This is a genomic window from Kurthia sp. ISK08 (genome assembly GCF_046159805.1).
GTDB classification, from domain to species: Bacteria; Bacillota; Bacilli; order Bacillales_A; family Planococcaceae; genus Kurthia; species Kurthia gibsonii.
This window is the reverse complement of record NZ_JBJXHL010000004.1, coordinates 18,222-34,350: the sequence shown is the minus strand read 5'-3', so window position 1 is coordinate 34,350 and position 16,129 is coordinate 18,222. Positions and strand designations below refer to the sequence as shown.

Sequence of the window (16,129 nt, the reverse complement as noted above, 5' to 3'; positions counted from 1 at the left end):
CAATTCATAGTGTAAAGAGTTGAAAAAATTCTGTCAATTACTTTATTATAATTAATGTAAAATAAAAAAGAGGTGACATCGTGTCAACAATAGGTAAACAAATTAGAATACGCAGAAAAGAACTAAAAATGACTTTGAAAGAGCTATCAGAAAAAACAAATGTGTCCATTAGTTTTTTATCTCAAGTAGAACTTGATAAATGTAGCCCAACATTAGAAACACTTAGAAAAATAGCAGATACACTTCAAATTCATCCAAGTGCATTTTTCAGTGATACAGAACAAGAAGAATATAAATTACCTTTTATTTATAAGGATTTATCAAACGGGATTACAGATGCTAATTTTAAGCCGCTGCATGTAACCTTAAAACCATATGAAAATCGAGGAGACGAAATTCAACATTTTGGTCATGAATTTATTTATGTAATAGAAGGTGAAGTACATATAACGCTTGAAAAAAAAGATTATTTTTTGAAAAAAGGAGAAACGCTATTTTATGATGCATCTAAAGGGCATTATTGGCGAAATGAAACAGCCAATAGTTGTGAACTAATTGTTATTTCTAACATTTAAAGTTTGAAAAATAATTTATAGAATATGCATACTTAAAATAATATATTAATAAAGAAGTATTATTTAAAAAGTAACACATAGTAAAAGAGATTTATACAGAACAAAATCAGTGTATTTTAAATAAGAATAATTGAATCAATTGAACAAGTAGAAAACGACTCCTGAGGAAAGCGTTTTTCGAAGCGAAAATTGATATAAATAAATGATCCCGTATGACTTTAGAAATCATACGGGATCATTATTGCTTGAAATATTTTTGTCTCAAGCTTTTTTACGTAAACTATAGTTTTTATTATTTAAAATAATGGATTTTCTTCAATGTGTTTGTAGATTTTTTTTGTCAGTTCTTCTGGAGTTTCGGCTTCGACCATCTCACCGTCGACAAGCGCATATAAACTTTCAGAACAGCGCGTACAATAACTTAGGCAGCCATATTCGAGTACATCGATATTCGGATCATTCTCTAAAACTTCAAATGCATCTTGTGCACCATTTGCCAGGTTACTGACGCAAAATTCAACTAATGGATTCATGTTGCGTCACCTCTAAAGAGGATAGTACTATTTTTCGCGATTTTCGTCAATCAGTTGATTTTAATTGTGAAACTTCTCACAAACATATTGTGAAACTTCTCACAATCGTTTATACTCGTTAGGGATAAAGAAAATGTTACGATATTGTGAGCAGAAAAGGAGAGTTCTAATGAGAAATTTAGTCTTATTAGGTGGAGGTTACGGCAATATGCGTATTTTATTACGTCTATTACCAAATAACTTACCACAAGATGTTCAAATTACGTTAGTTGATCGCGCACCGTACCATAGTTTAAAAACGGAATTCTACGCACTTGCGGCAGGTACAACACCTGAAACACATATGCGTGTGACATTCCCAACTCATGAACGTTTATCAATTGTCTATGGTGAAGTCGTGAATATTGATCGCGATAAAAAAGCTGTGTTTTTAGAAGATGGTAAAGAAATTCCGTATGACGAATTAGTTATTGGGTTAGGTTGTGAAGACAACTTCCATAACGTACCTGGCGCTGAAGAACATTCATATAGCATTCAAACAATGGCAAAATCACGTAAAGCATACGATGCAATTTCAGCATTACCAGCAGGCGCTACAGTAGGGATTGTTGGAGCAGGATTATCTGGTATTGAATTAGCTTCAGAACTGCGTGAAAGCCGTTCAGACTTAAAAATTAAACTATTTGACCGCGGTCCTCGTATTTTGAAAACTTTCCCTGAACGCTTATCAAAATACGTTAAAAAATGGTTCGATAAACATGATGTCGATGTTATTGCAAACTCAAATATTACAAAAGTCGGTAAAGCAACACTTTACAATCATGAAGATCAAATTGATATTGATTTAATCGTTTGGACTGCAGGGATTCAACCTGTGAAAGTCGTACGTGATTTAGAGCTTGAAATGGACTGCGGACGTGTAGCTGTGAACCAATACCACCAAACACCAGTCGATACAAGTATCTATGTAGTGGGTGACTGTGCAGCTTCTCAATTTGGACCATCTGCACAACTAGCAGAGGAACAAGGTGAGCAAATTGTTACGGTACTGAAAAAAGTATGGGCGAATGAATCACTACCTGAAAAAATGCCAGACATTAAATTAAAAGGCTTTATGGGTGCGCTTGGTAAGAAACAAGGCTTCGTTTACTTAGCAGACCGTACTGTAACAGGACGTATTGCACGTCTTATGAAATCTGGTTTACTATGGATGTACAAAAATCAAAACGGCTAAATTAGCCTTCTGATTGTACATAGCAACATAAAAAAGATCAATCTCACAATACCGAGGTTGATCTTTTTTTATATTTATTTAAAAGAGATGGGTGATGTATCCCATAGACTCTTTATTCAATCTATTCTGGTACTTTGAAACCGTATTGCTCTAGATGTGTAAGAACTGGTTTAAGCTGAATGTAACCTTCTCCAACGACTTCGTTATTAATTAATACAAGTGGATAGAAAAATTCGTCGTTTTGAACCTTCTCTGCCCATTCGGCATGGCGCTCATTCTCAATTGGTTGCTCAATATCGATGTAAGTGATATTGAAAGGTTGGTTTGGATATTTACGTCCAATCGCTGCTTTCAACCAATCATACGTATCGATGGATGACGGTGCATTCACGCAACTAGCACATTGGACGCTAGCTCCGTAGATTTCAATTTCTACATTTGTTTCTGACACTTTTAATCCCCTCACGATTTCTTTAATAGATTTTTAAGCCTATAAATATTATAATGATTTTAGAGAAAGGAGTCGATATAAATGACAGAACAAGTACAAGAAGTTTTAGATAAATTACGTCCGTTCCTTTTACGCGACGGCGGTGACTGTGAATTAGTAGACATCGAGGACGGAATTGTAAAATTACGTTTATTAGGTGCATGCGGTAGTTGCCCAAGTTCGACAATTACATTAAAAGCAGGTATTGAACGTGCATTATTAGAAGAAGTACCTGGTGTTATTGAGGTTGAACAAGTATTCTAATCAACGTATGCTTAAAAGAGCGTGTCGAACGTGACGCGCTCTTTTTTTATATGTATGGGTATTACCCAATATCTTTTTCTTTTTTCTCACGTATCTCTTGCCAAATCTCTTTTGTCATTTGAACGATGCGTGTTTCGTTTGAGGTGCGTTGTTTTTCGAGTACACGTGAGAAGTAACGTGTTGCCATATCAATATCCCCAAGTTTACGTGATAGTTCTCCAATTAAGTAGAGGATTTTTAATTCGCCCATACCAAGCCCTTGATAATCACCTTGTAAATAGCTTTCAACGTATTTATCGCGCGCACTTTCCAAGAAACGAATTTCCCAATCGGTTTTTCCTTGTTCACGGTAAAGCCAAGCCGTACGAAGAGCAAGTCCAGCAAGTAACACATTTTTTTCTTTTTTTATTTCACCGCAAATAATTGCGAGTTGATACGATTGAATAGCTTGGTTATGTGTACGTTCCCCATCAAAAGAATGCGGTTGCCAATGATCGCAAATACGTGATTGAAGCGCTTCACGCGTTCCCGGTGCAAAATAAGTAGAAAAGTCCTCTGTAAATGCCAAACCACAATGTTCACAAACGAATACATTATAGTACAGAGGATTCACACCTTCATAGATAGGATGAAAATCTGAGTCTGTTGTCACAACTTTCACTGTGCTTTTGCGAATCTTTGTAGTGTTAAATTTCTTTTGACAATGAATACATGTCATTTGTTTATCATAATAAGGAGTTATTTCCATATTAACAGTCCTCATTTCTCACGTTATGTATGAGACTATTATATCATAATTTGTCGAAAAATAGCGATGAAAATGAAAAGTTTTGTTGTTTTACTCTGATGTGAAAAATTGATATGATAAAGGAAAGAAAGAAGGTGAAGCAAATGACAAATGTCGTTCAGATAACAGAAGCAGCAGTTTTCCATATTCACGAAATGATGAAGAATAATGGAGAAGAAGCAGCGTTCTTACGCGTCTCTGTAAAAGGTGGCGGTTGTAGCGGCTTAACATACGGTATGGGCTTCGATCAAGAAAAACAAGAAACAGACGTTGAGTTCGAGGAAAATGGATTAAAAGTGATTGTTTCAAAAGAAGACGCAGCTATTTTACAAGGTACAAAAATCGATTATAAACAATCTCTAATGGGTGGCGGTTTCACAATCGACAATCCAAATGCTATCGCATCATGTGGTTGCGGTACATCATTCAGAACAGCAAAAGTTGCTGGAACACCTGAAAACTGCTAATTTCTTGAGTGAACAGTAGTGTGACATGCAAACGTATTTATAACAACTATGTGCTAGTTAGTTTTCATCACATATTTGAATATTAATGATAAAAAGCACTTTCTTCTGTATTGAAAAATAATATGGAAGGGAGCGCTTTTTTTATGACCGATATTCATGAAATGAACAGCTAAATAAAGTTCATAAAATAGGTAATAGGATTAAGATTCTAATTCGCTTGAATAAATGGTAAAATTAGTTTGATATATAAAATAATTGAAGGTGGGATTTGATATGGGGCTATTTGATGGACTAATGGGAAACGCATCCGAAGCGAGTATAACTAAATTACAGGAAGAACTAAAAGAGTTATTAATATCTGGAGAAACAATAGAGAACGCATACAAAGTTATAAGAGATACATTTATCTTTACCAATAAGCGGCTTATTTTAATTGATAAGCAAGGTGTTACTGGAAAGAAAACAGCGTATCATTCGATTCCATATAAAAATATCGTTCATTTTTCTGTTGAAACTGCAGGCACATTTGATTTAGATGCAGAATTAAAGATATGGGTTTCTGGAAGTGCCGTTCCAATACAGAAAAACTTTAATAAAGCGACTAATATTTATCAAGTTCAAAGCGTACTGGCGGGGTACATTTTATAGTAACAATATATAGACGGCCAACATTCTATTATGTAGGTCGTTCTTTTTTTTGCTGACATGCGACATACTAACAGATTGAGATTTGCAAAGTAAAATGGCTATAGTTCGTATTGTTAATGATAATTCACCAACAATCTCATGCATGTGTTTCAAGTTTATAATCAATCGTTGAAAAACTAATATATCAGACAAAATTAGCGAAATTATTAAATTTTTAGGGTAAAATAAAAAGTTCTGCGATTTACATTGTCTAATACTTAAGTAATAGGTACAATAGTCTTATGCTAACTAGAGAAATTAGACATGGAGGATTTTGCGTGAAAATTAAAGCGAAGTTAAGGCTTGTTATGTTGGTATTAACAACAGCAGTAATCATTACAGCTGGTATGTCGATTTATCAATTGAAGTCTACAAAGCAAGCCTATGAAATTATGCAAGAACACGAAGCCTTTCAGTTATTACTAAAATCAGTTCAATATCGTTTTACGGGTATTTCAAATGATGAACGTGCTTATTTACTAACAGGTGAAGAAGCATTAACTCAACAAATTGAACAGAAGAAAGAAGATATTGCGACTTATTTAAATGAGGCGAAAAAAATGCCGCATTTAGAAAAAGATAATTTACAAGGTTTACAGACAATTGAAGAAAATATGAATCAATACTTTGAGCAGTCTAAGGATATGATGAATTTTTATCAACGAGGCGATAAAAAACAAGCTTTAATGGTACATACAGAGAAACAGCGTAGTATCCGTAAAGAATTAGTAGATCCAAGTGTTGAAAAAATGACTGAGGTAGTGAATCAAGAGATTGTAGTGTATAAAGAGAATTTAGAGAGTACACAAAAGAATCAATCCATCACATTCTATGCATTAGTATTCATTTTACTTGTAATTGGACAAGTATTTGCTTATCTCATTGCGCGTTCAATTATACATCCTATTAATAGTATGACAGACTCTTTAAAAGAGATTGCGGAAGGTGAAGGTGACCTAACAAAAGAAATTCCAGTCACAACAAAAGATGAATTAGGCGTGATGGGAAAAACATTTAATCAAATGTTGGAGCAGTTACGCTCTTTAATTCGAGAAGTTAGCTCGAGTGCTGAACAAGTAGCCGCATCTTCTGAACAATTAACAGCGAGTTCAGAAGAAACAACGCATGCGACAGAAAAAATATCTACAACTGTCCAAGAAGTGGCACATGGTTCTGAAAAACAAATTCAAAGTTTACATGAGACAACTTCAACGGTGCAACAAGTAACTGCGATTGTAGATGACATGACTAAACATACGAATCAAGCAACTAAAACAGCTACAATTGCTTCTGAACAAGCGATAGAAGGCGCAAAAGCGATTAGTAATATGACGACTCAAATGGATGAAATCAATCAGACGGTAAGTAATTTATCAGAAGATGTAACACACTTAGGTGAACGTTCGAGTGAAATTCGTCAAATTGTGGATACCATTACGGCCATTGCAGAACAGACGAATCTACTTGCACTCAATGCTGCAATTGAAGCAGCTCGAGCAGGAGAACATGGGCGTGGTTTTACGATTGTTTCCGAGGAAGTAAGAAAGTTAGCAGAACAATCGGCAGAATCTGCAAAGCAAATTTCAGATTTAATTGCGACTATCCAGCAAGAGACCGCTCAAACAGTTCATTCGATGAATGCAACTACGAATAAAGTAACAGCTGGAATAGGACTTGTAAAAGTAGCAGGTACATCATTTGAGTCGATTCAACAATCGATTGCAGAAACTGCTACAAAAATGCAAGAGGTAACAAAGTCATTCAATGTAATGAATAGGAGTACCGAACAAATGGCACGACAAACATCTATTCTAGAACAAATTACAGAACAAACAGATCAAGGGACGCAAGAGATGGCTTCTGCTACAGAAGAACAATTAGCAGCAATGGAAGAAATTGCAGCATCTTCTGCATCATTATCTGATATGGCAGAAAATCTTCAAATATTGGTGAGAAAGTTTAAAGTATAAATAAAATCGAGAATTCGGAATGGACCGAGTTCTCGATTTTTTTAATGTATTAAACATGGTATGAGCGCTTTAAAATATTAAAGCAGTCCATAAACCATGAAGGTGTTTCATCTAATTGTTCTGTTTGATGGTGTTCATCATAAAAAATAATACGACTCGGCTTTTCTGCCTCTTTCGGCATGAAAATTTCACCGTAGTTTGAGGCTTGTAGTGGATTTTCTGCTAATTGAAAGCGATAATAATGACATTCCTCACTTGCTTGTAAAAGATGATGGCCGAGTTTGAAAAAAGTTAAATCGAGTTGTTTCATATAAAAACCTCCTTTTTCTTTTTACATAAAATATTTCCTTCATGATAAAAAACAAACGTCAGATTGCAAAAGTGAGAGAAAAAGGTATGAACCGAACGAATTTAAGGGAATGGTAGAGGAAAATGATTGTTCGAGAGAGGTGATACGAATGGATCCGAATGAACGTACACGAGTATGGCTTGGTGTAGCAGGACTTGTTGTGAATGAATCAGGTGAATGGCTAGTGGTTATGAAAAGATATGGTGGGTTAGATGGCAAATGGTCATTGCCAGCAGGCTTTGTACAACCAGGTGAAACAGTTGATGAGGCTTGTCTGCGTGAACTAGAGGAAGAAACGAATGTAAAACCAGCACTACAAGGATTTTTAGGATTTCGTACAGGCGTATTAAAATATGATATTAGCGACAATTTAGCAGTTTTCTTATTAACAGCACATTCAGCGCAACAACAGATTATACCTCAATTAGATGAACTATATGAAGCTTGCTGGATGTCACCAGAAAAATTGAGAGAAGATAAGCGAACTTCTTTGATGATTTTGGAATTATTAGAGTTAGATTTAATGGCTAAACCATTACGATTAGGTGAACTTGAGAAAGATAATATTTTTGGCTATACTGCTTATAAATTATATTTTTAATGCTTATGTTTCGTATTTCGAATGAATGATTGGCTTTCTATATAAAAATATTGAATAATAAAAGAGAGAGAAAAAATGAATGGGGGAATGGTATTGTATGCAATTTACACAACAGACATTAGAGAATGTAACAGCAGATTTACTTATTGTAGGAGTGTCTGAGCATCAAACAAACTTAAGTGAATGGAATACATTTACAGAGGTGTTTGGTGAACAAACAAATACGTGGCTTAAATCAGATGATATTGCAGTTGGTTTAAAAAAGAGAACAAAACTACCGACAACACTTACACGTGTACCACGTATTTTATATGTTGGTCTAGGAAACCGTAAACATTTAACACCTGAAGAACTAAGACAAGCTTTTGGGTTAGTAGGGAAAGAAATTCAACAACTTCGTCTATCAAATTTCGCAATCTGGATAGATTCATTCGTAACGGATGATATCACGACAGAAGATGTTGCATCAATTGCGATGGAAGGTATTGTGATGGGGCATTATAAAATGGACCATTACCGCACCTCTGAAAATATCCCTGCAATTTATTTAGAAGAAGTGAAGTTTATTTCGCATGCAGAAGATGTCGTCATACGTGCAGCATTAGAAGTGGGTGAAATTTATGGTCAAGCTGTAAATGAAGCGAGGCGTCTAGTGAATTTACCAGGTAATATTTTAACAGCACCACTATTAGCAGATTATGCAAAAGGTATTGCGGCTACATATGATTTTGAAATAGAAATATTAACAAAAACTGAATTAGAAGAATTAGGAATGGGTGCAATTTTAGCAGTTAATAAAGGGTCACAAGAGGAACCACGTCTTATTACGATGAAATATCAACCACGAGAAGAATGGACGAATGTAACTGCCTTTGTAGGGAAAGGAGTAACATTTGACACAGGTGGTTATTCATTAAAAACGAAGACTGGTATTGTTGGTATGAAGGGCGATATGGGCGGAGCAGCAGCAGTTCTCGGTGCGATGCGTATTATCGGTGAATTACGACCAAACCATAATGTTATGGCAATTATTGGCGCAACAGATAATATGATTTCTGGGAGTGCATTCAAGCCAGATGATGTCATTACAACTTATAGTGGCAAAACGGTTGAAATTTTAAATACAGATGCGGAAGGTCGTCTTGTTTTAGCAGATGCAGTAGCTTATGCGAAACAACAGGGAGCTTCTTCAATCATTGATTTAGCTACATTAACAGGCGGTGTGATTACAGCGCTTGGTTATGATAAAACAGGTGCATTAACAAATGATGAAGCATTTTATCAAGAATTTTTAGCAGCAACTGAAGAAACCAATGAGTTTACATGGTTGATGCCACTGACAAAGAATGATTTACAGCGCGTACGTAAGTCAGATATAGCGGATTTAAATAACTCACCAGGTGGCGATGGTCATATGATTTTTGGTGGTGGATTTATCCGTGAGTTTGTTGGAGATACACCGTGGATTCATTTAGACATTGCAGGTACATCAGACGCGAATGCAGCGCATGACTTAGGACCAAAAGGCGGTACAGGTGTCATGGTACGTTCGCTTGCAACTTATATTATGCGTCAAACTGAACAAGAAATTGACATATAATAAATATCGATAGTAAAAGAGACCAAAACGAACTCTCGAGTCGTTTTGGTCTCTTTATTATTTTTTAGTTATTTGTTCTTCTTCTGCTTTTTTACGGAGATACTCTGCTTTTAAATCATCTTTTACTGTACCTTTCCAAGGTTTAACACCTGAAAAGTAAGCAGCGCGTGCCATTAAGTGCCCACCCACAGGACCTGTAACGAACAAGAATAAAATCCCCAGTAGAATTCTCGGATTGTAAACGCCCTCTACAGACCAGAAATGAATGAAAGTACCAATCAAGATGAACATAACACCTAGTGTGGCACTCTTAGAAGCAGCATGAGCGCGTGTATAAGCGTCTGGGAAACGAAGTAGACCAATTGCTGTCACAATGATAAAAAACGTTCCTAGCGCCAGTGAAATAACAATTAAGGTATTAATTAGAATTGTCACGTTCGATAATATCTCCCTTCTCTAAGAATTTAGAAAAGGCTGTCGTGCCAATGAAAGAAAGAATCGCTAATAGTAATGCTATTTCCACATAAAAACTTGTTTTCACATAGATAGAAAATAGACCGACTAAAGCGATAATACAAACACCAATTGCATCAAGCGCAATAATACGATCAGGTGCAGTAGGTCCTTTCACTAAGCGGTAAATAATAGGAATCATCGTAAGTGAGATCAGAACGATGAGAATAAGTATGAAGTAATCCATCATGAGCGACTCACCTCCAAGATAGCTTTTTCAAATGATTGTTTAATTGACTCGATTGTGTCATCGACATCATCAATATCAATCGCATGAATATAAAGTGTTTTTGAATCGTCTGATACATGTACAACAATCGTACCAGGCGTTAATGTAATCAAGCTTGACAATAATGTAATTTCCCATTCTTTTTCTAAAATAGTCGGATAAGCGAAGAAAGCAGGCTCCATGTCCATTTTAGGTGCGAGTGCAATTTTCACAACTGCAATATTGGCCAACCACAATTCTTTTAGAAATAAGAATGCAAGGCGAATTGCAGACCAAAGTCGGTCGATGTAAAAACGAGAAGGGAACATGTTACGCATAATGAAGAGCATAATAATCCCGAGTAAATAGCCAATAACAAAGCCTTGGGGTGTGAAGTTAATGGATAAAAACATCCAAATGAATGCAAGGAAAAAATTCAATAGTACTTGAATTGCCATGCGTCAATCACTCCTTTAATACCGCATCTGTATAAACAGATGGATGTAATAGTACCTCTGCGGCGTCTTGCATATACGGTGTAATCCATTCTGCACCTACGCCGTATGCTACCGTTAATAAAACAAGTAGCATGCTTGGAATCAAGAGTTGTTTATAATGCGTTCTCGATTCTTTTGGAACGAGTGTTTTTGCTTCACCCCAGAAGCCGTAAATAAAGATTCGAATAACGGATAGTAGTACGATTAAGCTAGATAGTAAAATCCAAAGACTAGACCATAGATTTCCAGCTGCAAGTCCGCCTTCTACAATCAACATTTTACCGATGAAGCCACTTAATGGTGGAATACCAGCAAGACCAAATGCAGCGATTAAATAGGTCCAAGCGAGCGTTGGATAGGTGCGCATAATACCACCCATCTTTTTCAAATTGGCTGTGCCAGTCACGACAATCATAATACCAACTAAGAAGAATAGTGCGGCTTTGATGAACATATCATGAACGATATAGAACATCGCACCCATCAAGCCATCTTCATTCATTTGTGCGACACCATATAAGATAACCCCAACTGCAATCACAATATTATAGATGATAATATTTTTAACATTGAATGTCGAAAGCGCTCCAATACATCCCGCTAAAATCGTTAAACAACTTAATACGAGTAAGAGTGTATGTGTAAAACCTGTATCATGTACGAAGAATAACGTATATGTACGCGTAATTGCGTATACACCAACTTTTGTTAAGAGGGCTCCAAATAGTGCAAGAACAGGAACTGGTGGTGCAGCATAAGCACTCGGTAACCAGAAGAATAATGGGAAGATGGCTGCTTTTAATCCGAAAACGATTAAGAACAGTACGCCAATTGTTGTAATAATTCCTGGTTGATTCAGTTCGGCAATTTTCACTGAAATATCCGCCATATTCAATGTACCAACTACAGAATATAAGAAGGCTACTGTAATAACGAATAGTGCTGAAGAAATAACATTTACGAGAATATACTTAATGGATTCACGTAGCTGACCTTTTTCCCCGCCTAATACACTCAGTAAATAAGAAGCCATAAGTAATACTTCAAAGAATACGAATAAGTTGAAAATATCCCCTGTTAAAAATGCTCCGTTAACACCTGTTAGCATTAAAAGTACGCCAGGATAGTAGAAGAATTTTTCACGTTCAACCCCGATTGATTTGAAACTATACCAAACTGTAAATAGTGCAACGATAACACTTGTCGTCACAAGTAGCATCGCGACCATATCAGCAACCATCGTAATACCGAATGGTTCCGGCCAGTTACCAAATGTAACAACTTGGATGCCTTCTGTGTGAATCGTTTGAATTAAGTAAACTGCACAAGCTGTCGTTAAAATCAAACTAACAAGTGTTACGACACGTTGATAATATACTTTTTTCGGAGCGAACATTAAAAGAATGGCTGTGAAAAAAGGAAGAATGATTGGTGTTAATAAAAAGTTAGTCATCATCTGCTAAAATCCTCCTAATTTCATCTAAGTTATCTGTTCCAAGTTCTTGATATGCACGATATGCAAGTACTAAGAAGAAGGCTGTGACACCAAAGCTAATCACAATCGCTGTTAAGATTAAGGCTTGTGGTAGAGGATCCGCCATATTTGTAACACCATCTGCTAAAACAGGAGGTGCTTCACCGCCTAGACCACCCATTGTTAAGATGAGTAAATGCGCACCATGACTTAATAAGCCTGTACCGATAATAATACGTAAAATACTTTTAGAAAGAATTAAATAGACAGCAGCCATGAATAAAAATCCAATAGCAAAGGACATGACAACTTCCATTATTCATCCCCTCCAATCGATTGAATAATAATCATTGTGACACCGACAACGACCAGATAAACACCGAGGTCAAATAACATCGCTGTATGTAGTTCTGTGTCGCCGAATAATGGTAGTGTGAAATGATCAAAATAATGTTTAAAGAACGCATCGCCCAAAAAGGCAGACGTAGCAGCTGTACCTAATGACAGGAGTAAACCAATCGCTGTCATTGTTGTGTAGTTGATTGGTAATAACTGCTGTACCGTTTTTAAATCATATGTTAATAGAAGTAACACAAGTGCACTTGCTGTAAGAAGTCCACCAACAAATCCGCCTCCAGGAGAGAAGTGTCCTGCAAAGAAGATATGAATGGAGAAAAGGAAAATCATGAAAAATACAACTTGTGTGGTTGTTTTTAAAATGACGTTATTTAGTTTCATGTGTTTTCTTCTCCTTCTTTGGACGACGTAATTTAATCATGCCAAGAATCGCCATACCAGCGATTGCGAGTACAGTGATTTCGAATAATGTATCAAATCCACGATAGTCAACAAGAATTACATTGACGATATTACCGCCACCTGCTTTTGTATAAACCGTATCTTTATAATATTGGCTGATGGATGGAAGTAATTTTTGTGACTGTGCAGATAGTGCAACAAGTGTCACCATGACGCCAACACCAAGCGCAATTAAAAAGTTATTAATTTTAAATGGCATACGTTCTTCGTGACGTGACATTTTTGGGAGATGATAAAAGGCTAATAGGAATAGCGCAACTGATACAGTTTCGATTACTAATTGTGTTAGCGCTAAGTCAGGTGCATTGAAAATAATAAAGAATAATGCAACCGAGTAACCGACAGCGCCAAGTGCAATAATCGCAGTTAAGCGTGTGCGTGCAATCAGTACCGTTAATGTACCAATAACCATGACAATTAAGGTTGCAATTTCAAAAATACCAACCTCTGCTGTATTCGCTGTACTATAGTTAAATCCATTACTCATAAACAATGTCGAAATAACAGCGACAACCATGAAAGCGAACATATACATTAAGTAGTGGCGCATCGAACCTGTCATATAAAGATTCGATAATTTCTGACTATCTACGTCCGCAAAACGCATTAAACGGTTATAAAGACCATTCAACGACCATTTTTCTGATACGAAACGATAAATGGGTTGCCATTTTTTAAGTGTTATAAAGAGTAAGAACCCGATGACAACAATACCAATTGTCATTTGTAGTTCAGTTGTCCAACCATGCCAAGCTTGTACATGAATTGGAATATCATCAATTGTTTCATAAAGCTGTGGTTGCATGGCAAGAACAGCTGGTTTAATGAAGTATTTACCGATAACATTTGGAATGAAGAAGATTGCTACAACAAGTGAAGCTAAAATAATTGGCGAAATTAACATACCAATCGGTGCTTCATGTGGCTTCTTCGGTAATTTGCTTGTATTTCCTTTGCCCATAAATGTGTAATACAAGAAGTATAGACAGTAAACAAATGTAAAAATACTTGCAACAAATGCGACCCATGGAAGAATAGGACCCCATGTTGAAAAATTGAATAGTGAAAATTCTTTTAATGAAAGCATAGAAGTTAAAAATAATTCTTTACTTAAAAATCCATTGAATGGTGGTAAACCAGCCATTGCTAAACTACCGATTGCAGCAATTGTAAAACTAATTGGCATTAAGCTCATTAAGCCACCAAGTTTTCGAATATCACGTGTACCTGTTTCATGATCAACAATTCCGGCAACCATGAATAAACTACCTTTGAATGTGGCGTGATTCACAAGATGGAAAATAGCCGCATAGGCAGCAAATGCAAAAATTGTCTTTTGTGGAGATTCTACATGGAATGCAATCCCCGCTGCACCAAGCATCGCCATAATCATTCCTAGCTGACTGACAGTCGAGAATGCGAGAATTCCTTTTAAGTCGGTTTGCTTTACAGCGAAGAATGAACCCCAGAATAATGTAATCAAACCACTTAAAACAACGAGCCAAATCCAATATTCACTCACTGCAAATAATGGTGTTAGACGTGCAACTAAGTAAATCCCTGCTTTTACCATTGTGGCAGAGTGAAGGTATGCACTAACTGGTGTTGGTGCTTCCATCGCATCTGGTAACCAAATATAGAATGGGAACTGAGCAGATTTTGTAAATGCACCTAATAGAATGAGTACAATCATCCAAATGAAGTAGGGCGAATCAGCAATCACTGAACCATTTGCAATCAATTCACGAATGGAATAGCTACCACCTGCCTGTGCAAGAAGTAAAAATCCACCGAGCATCATCAGACCACCAAAAACAGTAATCATCATCGATTTAAGCGCACCAAAACGAGATCGATCGCGATTGTACCAATAACCGATCAGTAGGAAAGATGAAATCGATGTTAATTCCCAAAATAGATATAAACTAATTAAATGATCGGATTGAACCACGCCAAGCATGGCTGTCATGAACATTAGTAAATAGAAATAAAAATTATGCAGCTGTTCTTTTTTTCGATCCAAATAAAAAATCGAGTATAAAACAACTAATGAACCAATAATGGTAATTAATAAAGAGAACAGTAAACTAAGACCGTCTAAATAAGATGTTACGGATAAGTCGAGTGACTTTACCCAGTAGAAGGTAGATGTATAAGGACCTTCTGTAATGTTTGGAATAAAGCGCGCATAGTATATTGCGAGCGTAAGTGGAACCAATAAAACAAACCAACCCGTATGTATACGTGAGAACGTTTTATAAAGTAGTGGCACGAAGAGTGCAAATAAAACGGGTAGGAAAATGAGTAGAACTTGATTCACTATAATCCCCCTTTCAAATAATAATCAATGGATTAAACAACAGTATAGCTCATAAATGAGCGCTTTGCATGGTTCGGCAAATGGATTCCCGCTTGATTGTGAATCTATTTTTCCGATATTATAAATATGAAGAAACAGACAAAAAATTACGCGAAAATCGAGGTAAAATTTTTTTATGAAGAATCCATATATCTATGGCTATCTACCGTTAATTACCATCATTCTCTTTAGTTTAACATTCGGATTGTATTCCGTAACAGAAAGTTTAGTCCTATTTAAAAAAATTGGTGTATATGCGGGGGTACGGGAGTTTCTATCTGAAATTCAACTGCGTGTGTTCCTATTAATTGTTATTGCAGCAGTTTATTTCATGATTTTTTCAGCTCTTAAATTAATCGGCGAGACCATTCACGAGATGGGCATGCTATTCTTTTCGAAAGATATGGATGGTAAAAGTTTGATTGTGATTCGTGGTGGAAATGTAATTTTCTTCTTCGGTGCACTGGTTTCGGCAGCAGGTATTTCAAATATTTATATACTTGGTGGCATATTTATTACAACTGTCTTTATTTATTTTGTTTATATTATTTATAAAATCAGTGTACATGTATCATTCGGTGCATCCATTGGTGTTATGCTTTTTGAAATTGTTGTATGGGCGATTATTTTAACGCTCGTTGTGTATGCAGGATTAAAATTATACAATGGGATTATTTCGAGTTTGCCATTCAAATCGTAAAA

20 protein-coding genes are annotated in these 16,129 nt (G+C 36.1%); 9 read left to right on the top strand and 11 right to left on the bottom strand.

All coding sequences use genetic code 11. The annotated features are described in order from the left end of the window. Positions 1–80 precede the first annotated feature (80 nt). On the top strand, positions 81–575 hold the full coding sequence (locus tag ACKVQX_RS08895) for a helix-turn-helix domain-containing protein (RefSeq protein ID WP_231726978.1): 495 nt from the start codon (positions 81–83) through the stop codon (positions 573–575). Positions 576–871: 296 nt separating this feature from the next. On the opposite strand, the gene ACKVQX_RS08890 is transcribed toward ACKVQX_RS08895, so the two are convergent. Then, the gene (locus tag ACKVQX_RS08890) at positions 872–1,108 is read right to left on the bottom strand and encodes a YuzB family protein (RefSeq protein ID WP_068451502.1); all 237 of its coding nucleotides are present in this window, start codon (positions 1,106–1,108) and stop codon (positions 872–874) included. A gap of 169 nt (positions 1,109–1,277) precedes the next feature. Here ACKVQX_RS08890 and ACKVQX_RS08885 point away from each other — a divergent pair, with 169 nt between their 5' ends. Next, complete coding sequence (locus ACKVQX_RS08885; RefSeq protein WP_409136215.1) at positions 1,278–2,342, top strand: NAD(P)/FAD-dependent oxidoreductase; 1,065 nt, start codon at positions 1,278–1,280, stop codon at positions 2,340–2,342. Between the two features lie 121 nt (positions 2,343–2,463). On the opposite strand, the gene ACKVQX_RS08880 is transcribed toward ACKVQX_RS08885, so the two are convergent. Beyond that, the gene (locus ACKVQX_RS08880; protein ID WP_068451506.1) at positions 2,464–2,793 is read right to left on the bottom strand and encodes a YuzD family protein; all 330 of its coding nucleotides are present in this window, start codon (positions 2,791–2,793) and stop codon (positions 2,464–2,466) included. Positions 2,794–2,874: 81 nt separating this feature from the next. Here ACKVQX_RS08880 and ACKVQX_RS08875 point away from each other — a divergent pair, with 81 nt between their 5' ends. Beyond that, entirely contained in the window at positions 2,875–3,096 is a 222-nt protein-coding gene (locus ACKVQX_RS08875; protein WP_068451510.1) for a NifU family protein, read from the top strand. Positions 3,097–3,157: 61 nt separating this feature from the next. On the opposite strand, the gene ACKVQX_RS08870 is transcribed toward ACKVQX_RS08875, so the two are convergent. After that, complete coding sequence (locus ACKVQX_RS08870) at positions 3,158–3,844, bottom strand: DUF2225 domain-containing protein (RefSeq protein ID WP_068451513.1); 687 nt, start codon at positions 3,842–3,844, stop codon at positions 3,158–3,160. A 143-nt stretch (positions 3,845–3,987) separates the two neighbouring features. On the opposite strand from ACKVQX_RS08870, the gene ACKVQX_RS08865 reads away from it, so the two are divergent. The 3 genes from ACKVQX_RS08865 to ACKVQX_RS08855 all read left to right on the top strand — a co-directional run bounded on the left by ACKVQX_RS08865 (position 3,988) and on the right by ACKVQX_RS08855 (position 7,007). Then, complete coding sequence (locus tag ACKVQX_RS08865; protein WP_068451515.1) at positions 3,988–4,350, top strand: iron-sulfur cluster assembly accessory protein; 363 nt, start codon at positions 3,988–3,990, stop codon at positions 4,348–4,350. 273 nt (positions 4,351–4,623) lie between these two features. Next, on the top strand, positions 4,624–4,998 hold the full coding sequence (locus ACKVQX_RS08860) for a PH domain-containing protein (RefSeq protein ID WP_068451519.1): 375 nt from the start codon (positions 4,624–4,626) through the stop codon (positions 4,996–4,998). Between the two features lie 317 nt (positions 4,999–5,315). Next, complete coding sequence (locus ACKVQX_RS08855; protein ID WP_409136214.1) at positions 5,316–7,007, top strand: methyl-accepting chemotaxis protein; 1,692 nt, start codon at positions 5,316–5,318, stop codon at positions 7,005–7,007. Positions 7,008–7,056: 49 nt separating this feature from the next. Here the strand turns inward: ACKVQX_RS08855 and ACKVQX_RS08850 are convergent, their stop codons facing one another. Continuing rightward, positions 7,057–7,317: a hypothetical protein gene (locus tag ACKVQX_RS08850; RefSeq protein WP_068451525.1), complete on the bottom strand. Its 261-nt coding sequence runs from the start codon at positions 7,315–7,317 to the stop codon at positions 7,057–7,059. 148 nt (positions 7,318–7,465) lie between these two features. On the opposite strand from ACKVQX_RS08850, the gene ACKVQX_RS08845 reads away from it, so the two are divergent. Both ACKVQX_RS08845 and ACKVQX_RS08840 read left to right on the top strand, forming a co-directional pair. Further along, positions 7,466–7,957 (top strand): NUDIX domain-containing protein, encoded by a 492-nt coding sequence (locus ACKVQX_RS08845; RefSeq protein ID WP_068451528.1) that lies wholly within the window; start codon positions 7,466–7,468, stop codon positions 7,955–7,957. 97 nt (positions 7,958–8,054) lie between these two features. Further along, entirely contained in the window at positions 8,055–9,557 is a 1,503-nt protein-coding gene (locus ACKVQX_RS08840; RefSeq protein ID WP_325922064.1) for a leucyl aminopeptidase, read from the top strand. A 57-nt stretch (positions 9,558–9,614) separates the two neighbouring features. Here ACKVQX_RS08840 and mnhG read toward each other — a convergent pair whose 3' ends face one another. Genes mnhG through ACKVQX_RS08805 form a run of 7 tightly spaced genes read right to left on the bottom strand, consistent with a single transcriptional unit; the run spans position 9,615 to position 15,388 of the window. Then, positions 9,615–9,992 carry a monovalent cation/H(+) antiporter subunit G gene (gene mnhG, locus ACKVQX_RS08835; RefSeq protein ID WP_325943528.1) on the bottom strand — a complete coding sequence of 126 codons (378 nt, stop codon included), beginning with the start codon at positions 9,990–9,992 and terminating at the stop codon, positions 9,615–9,617. Next, a complete protein-coding gene (locus tag ACKVQX_RS08830; RefSeq protein WP_068457250.1) occupies positions 9,976–10,257 on the bottom strand; it encodes a Na(+)/H(+) antiporter subunit F1 in 282 nt (93 codons plus the stop codon). The genes mnhG and ACKVQX_RS08830 overlap by 17 nt, the downstream gene beginning before the upstream one ends. Further along, positions 10,257–10,736 carry a Na+/H+ antiporter subunit E gene (locus tag ACKVQX_RS08825; protein ID WP_068451536.1) on the bottom strand — a complete coding sequence of 160 codons (480 nt, stop codon included), beginning with the start codon at positions 10,734–10,736 and terminating at the stop codon, positions 10,257–10,259. Before ACKVQX_RS08825 ends, ACKVQX_RS08830 begins: the two co-directional genes overlap by 1 nt. A 7-nt stretch (positions 10,737–10,743) precedes the next feature. After that, positions 10,744–12,228 carry a Na+/H+ antiporter subunit D gene (locus tag ACKVQX_RS08820; protein WP_409136272.1) on the bottom strand — a complete coding sequence of 495 codons (1,485 nt, stop codon included), beginning with the start codon at positions 12,226–12,228 and terminating at the stop codon, positions 10,744–10,746. After that, the gene (locus ACKVQX_RS08815; RefSeq protein WP_068451539.1) at positions 12,221–12,565 is read right to left on the bottom strand and encodes a Na(+)/H(+) antiporter subunit C; all 345 of its coding nucleotides are present in this window, start codon (positions 12,563–12,565) and stop codon (positions 12,221–12,223) included. The genes ACKVQX_RS08820 and ACKVQX_RS08815 overlap by 8 nt, the downstream gene beginning before the upstream one ends. Continuing rightward, the gene (locus ACKVQX_RS08810; protein ID WP_068451542.1) at positions 12,565–12,987 is read right to left on the bottom strand and encodes a Na(+)/H(+) antiporter subunit B; all 423 of its coding nucleotides are present in this window, start codon (positions 12,985–12,987) and stop codon (positions 12,565–12,567) included. The genes ACKVQX_RS08815 and ACKVQX_RS08810 overlap by 1 nt, the downstream gene beginning before the upstream one ends. Beyond that, positions 12,974–15,388, bottom strand: a complete 2,415-nt coding sequence (locus ACKVQX_RS08805; RefSeq protein WP_409136213.1) for a Na+/H+ antiporter subunit A — start codon at positions 15,386–15,388, stop codon at positions 12,974–12,976. The genes ACKVQX_RS08810 and ACKVQX_RS08805 overlap by 14 nt, the downstream gene beginning before the upstream one ends. Positions 15,389–15,563: 175 nt before the next feature. Between ACKVQX_RS08805 and ACKVQX_RS08800 the strand changes: the two genes are divergently transcribed. Beyond that, positions 15,564–16,127, top strand: coding sequence for a DUF5366 family protein (locus tag ACKVQX_RS08800; protein WP_087680046.1), 564 nt, complete (start codon positions 15,564–15,566; stop codon positions 16,125–16,127). Positions 16,128–16,129 lie beyond the last annotated feature (2 nt).

Excerpts from the sequence above, each read along its gene's own strand:
- ACKVQX_RS08890 (WP_068451502.1), bottom strand. The coding sequence starts at position 1,108 with ATGAATCCATTAGTTGAATTTTGCGTCAGTAACCTGGCAAATGGTGCA.
- ACKVQX_RS08885 (WP_409136215.1), top strand. The coding sequence starts at position 1,278 with ATGAGAAATTTAGTCTTATTAGGTGGAGGTTACGGCAATATGCGTATT.
- ACKVQX_RS08875 (WP_068451510.1), top strand. The coding sequence starts at position 2,875 with ATGACAGAACAAGTACAAGAAGTTTTAGATAAATTACGTCCGTTCCTT.
- ACKVQX_RS08870 (WP_068451513.1), bottom strand. The coding sequence starts at position 3,844 with ATGGAAATAACTCCTTATTATGATAAACAAATGACATGTATTCATTGT.
- ACKVQX_RS08865 (WP_068451515.1), top strand. The coding sequence starts at position 3,988 with ATGACAAATGTCGTTCAGATAACAGAAGCAGCAGTTTTCCATATTCAC.
- ACKVQX_RS08860 (WP_068451519.1), top strand. The coding sequence starts at position 4,624 with ATGGGGCTATTTGATGGACTAATGGGAAACGCATCCGAAGCGAGTATA.
- ACKVQX_RS08850 (WP_068451525.1), bottom strand. The coding sequence starts at position 7,317 with ATGAAACAACTCGATTTAACTTTTTTCAAACTCGGCCATCATCTTTTA.
- ACKVQX_RS08845 (WP_068451528.1), top strand. The coding sequence starts at position 7,466 with ATGGATCCGAATGAACGTACACGAGTATGGCTTGGTGTAGCAGGACTT.
- ACKVQX_RS08840 (WP_325922064.1), top strand. The coding sequence starts at position 8,055 with ATGCAATTTACACAACAGACATTAGAGAATGTAACAGCAGATTTACTT.
- ACKVQX_RS08830 (WP_068457250.1), bottom strand. The coding sequence starts at position 10,257 with ATGGATTACTTCATACTTATTCTCATCGTTCTGATCTCACTTACGATG.
- ACKVQX_RS08825 (WP_068451536.1), bottom strand. The coding sequence starts at position 10,736 with ATGGCAATTCAAGTACTATTGAATTTTTTCCTTGCATTCATTTGGATG.
- ACKVQX_RS08820 (WP_409136272.1), bottom strand. The coding sequence starts at position 12,228 with ATGACTAACTTTTTATTAACACCAATCATTCTTCCTTTTTTCACAGCC.
- ACKVQX_RS08815 (WP_068451539.1), bottom strand. The coding sequence starts at position 12,565 with ATGGAAGTTGTCATGTCCTTTGCTATTGGATTTTTATTCATGGCTGCT.
- ACKVQX_RS08810 (WP_068451542.1), bottom strand. The coding sequence starts at position 12,987 with ATGAAACTAAATAACGTCATTTTAAAAACAACCACACAAGTTGTATTT.
- ACKVQX_RS08800 (WP_087680046.1), top strand. The coding sequence starts at position 15,564 with ATGAAGAATCCATATATCTATGGCTATCTACCGTTAATTACCATCATT.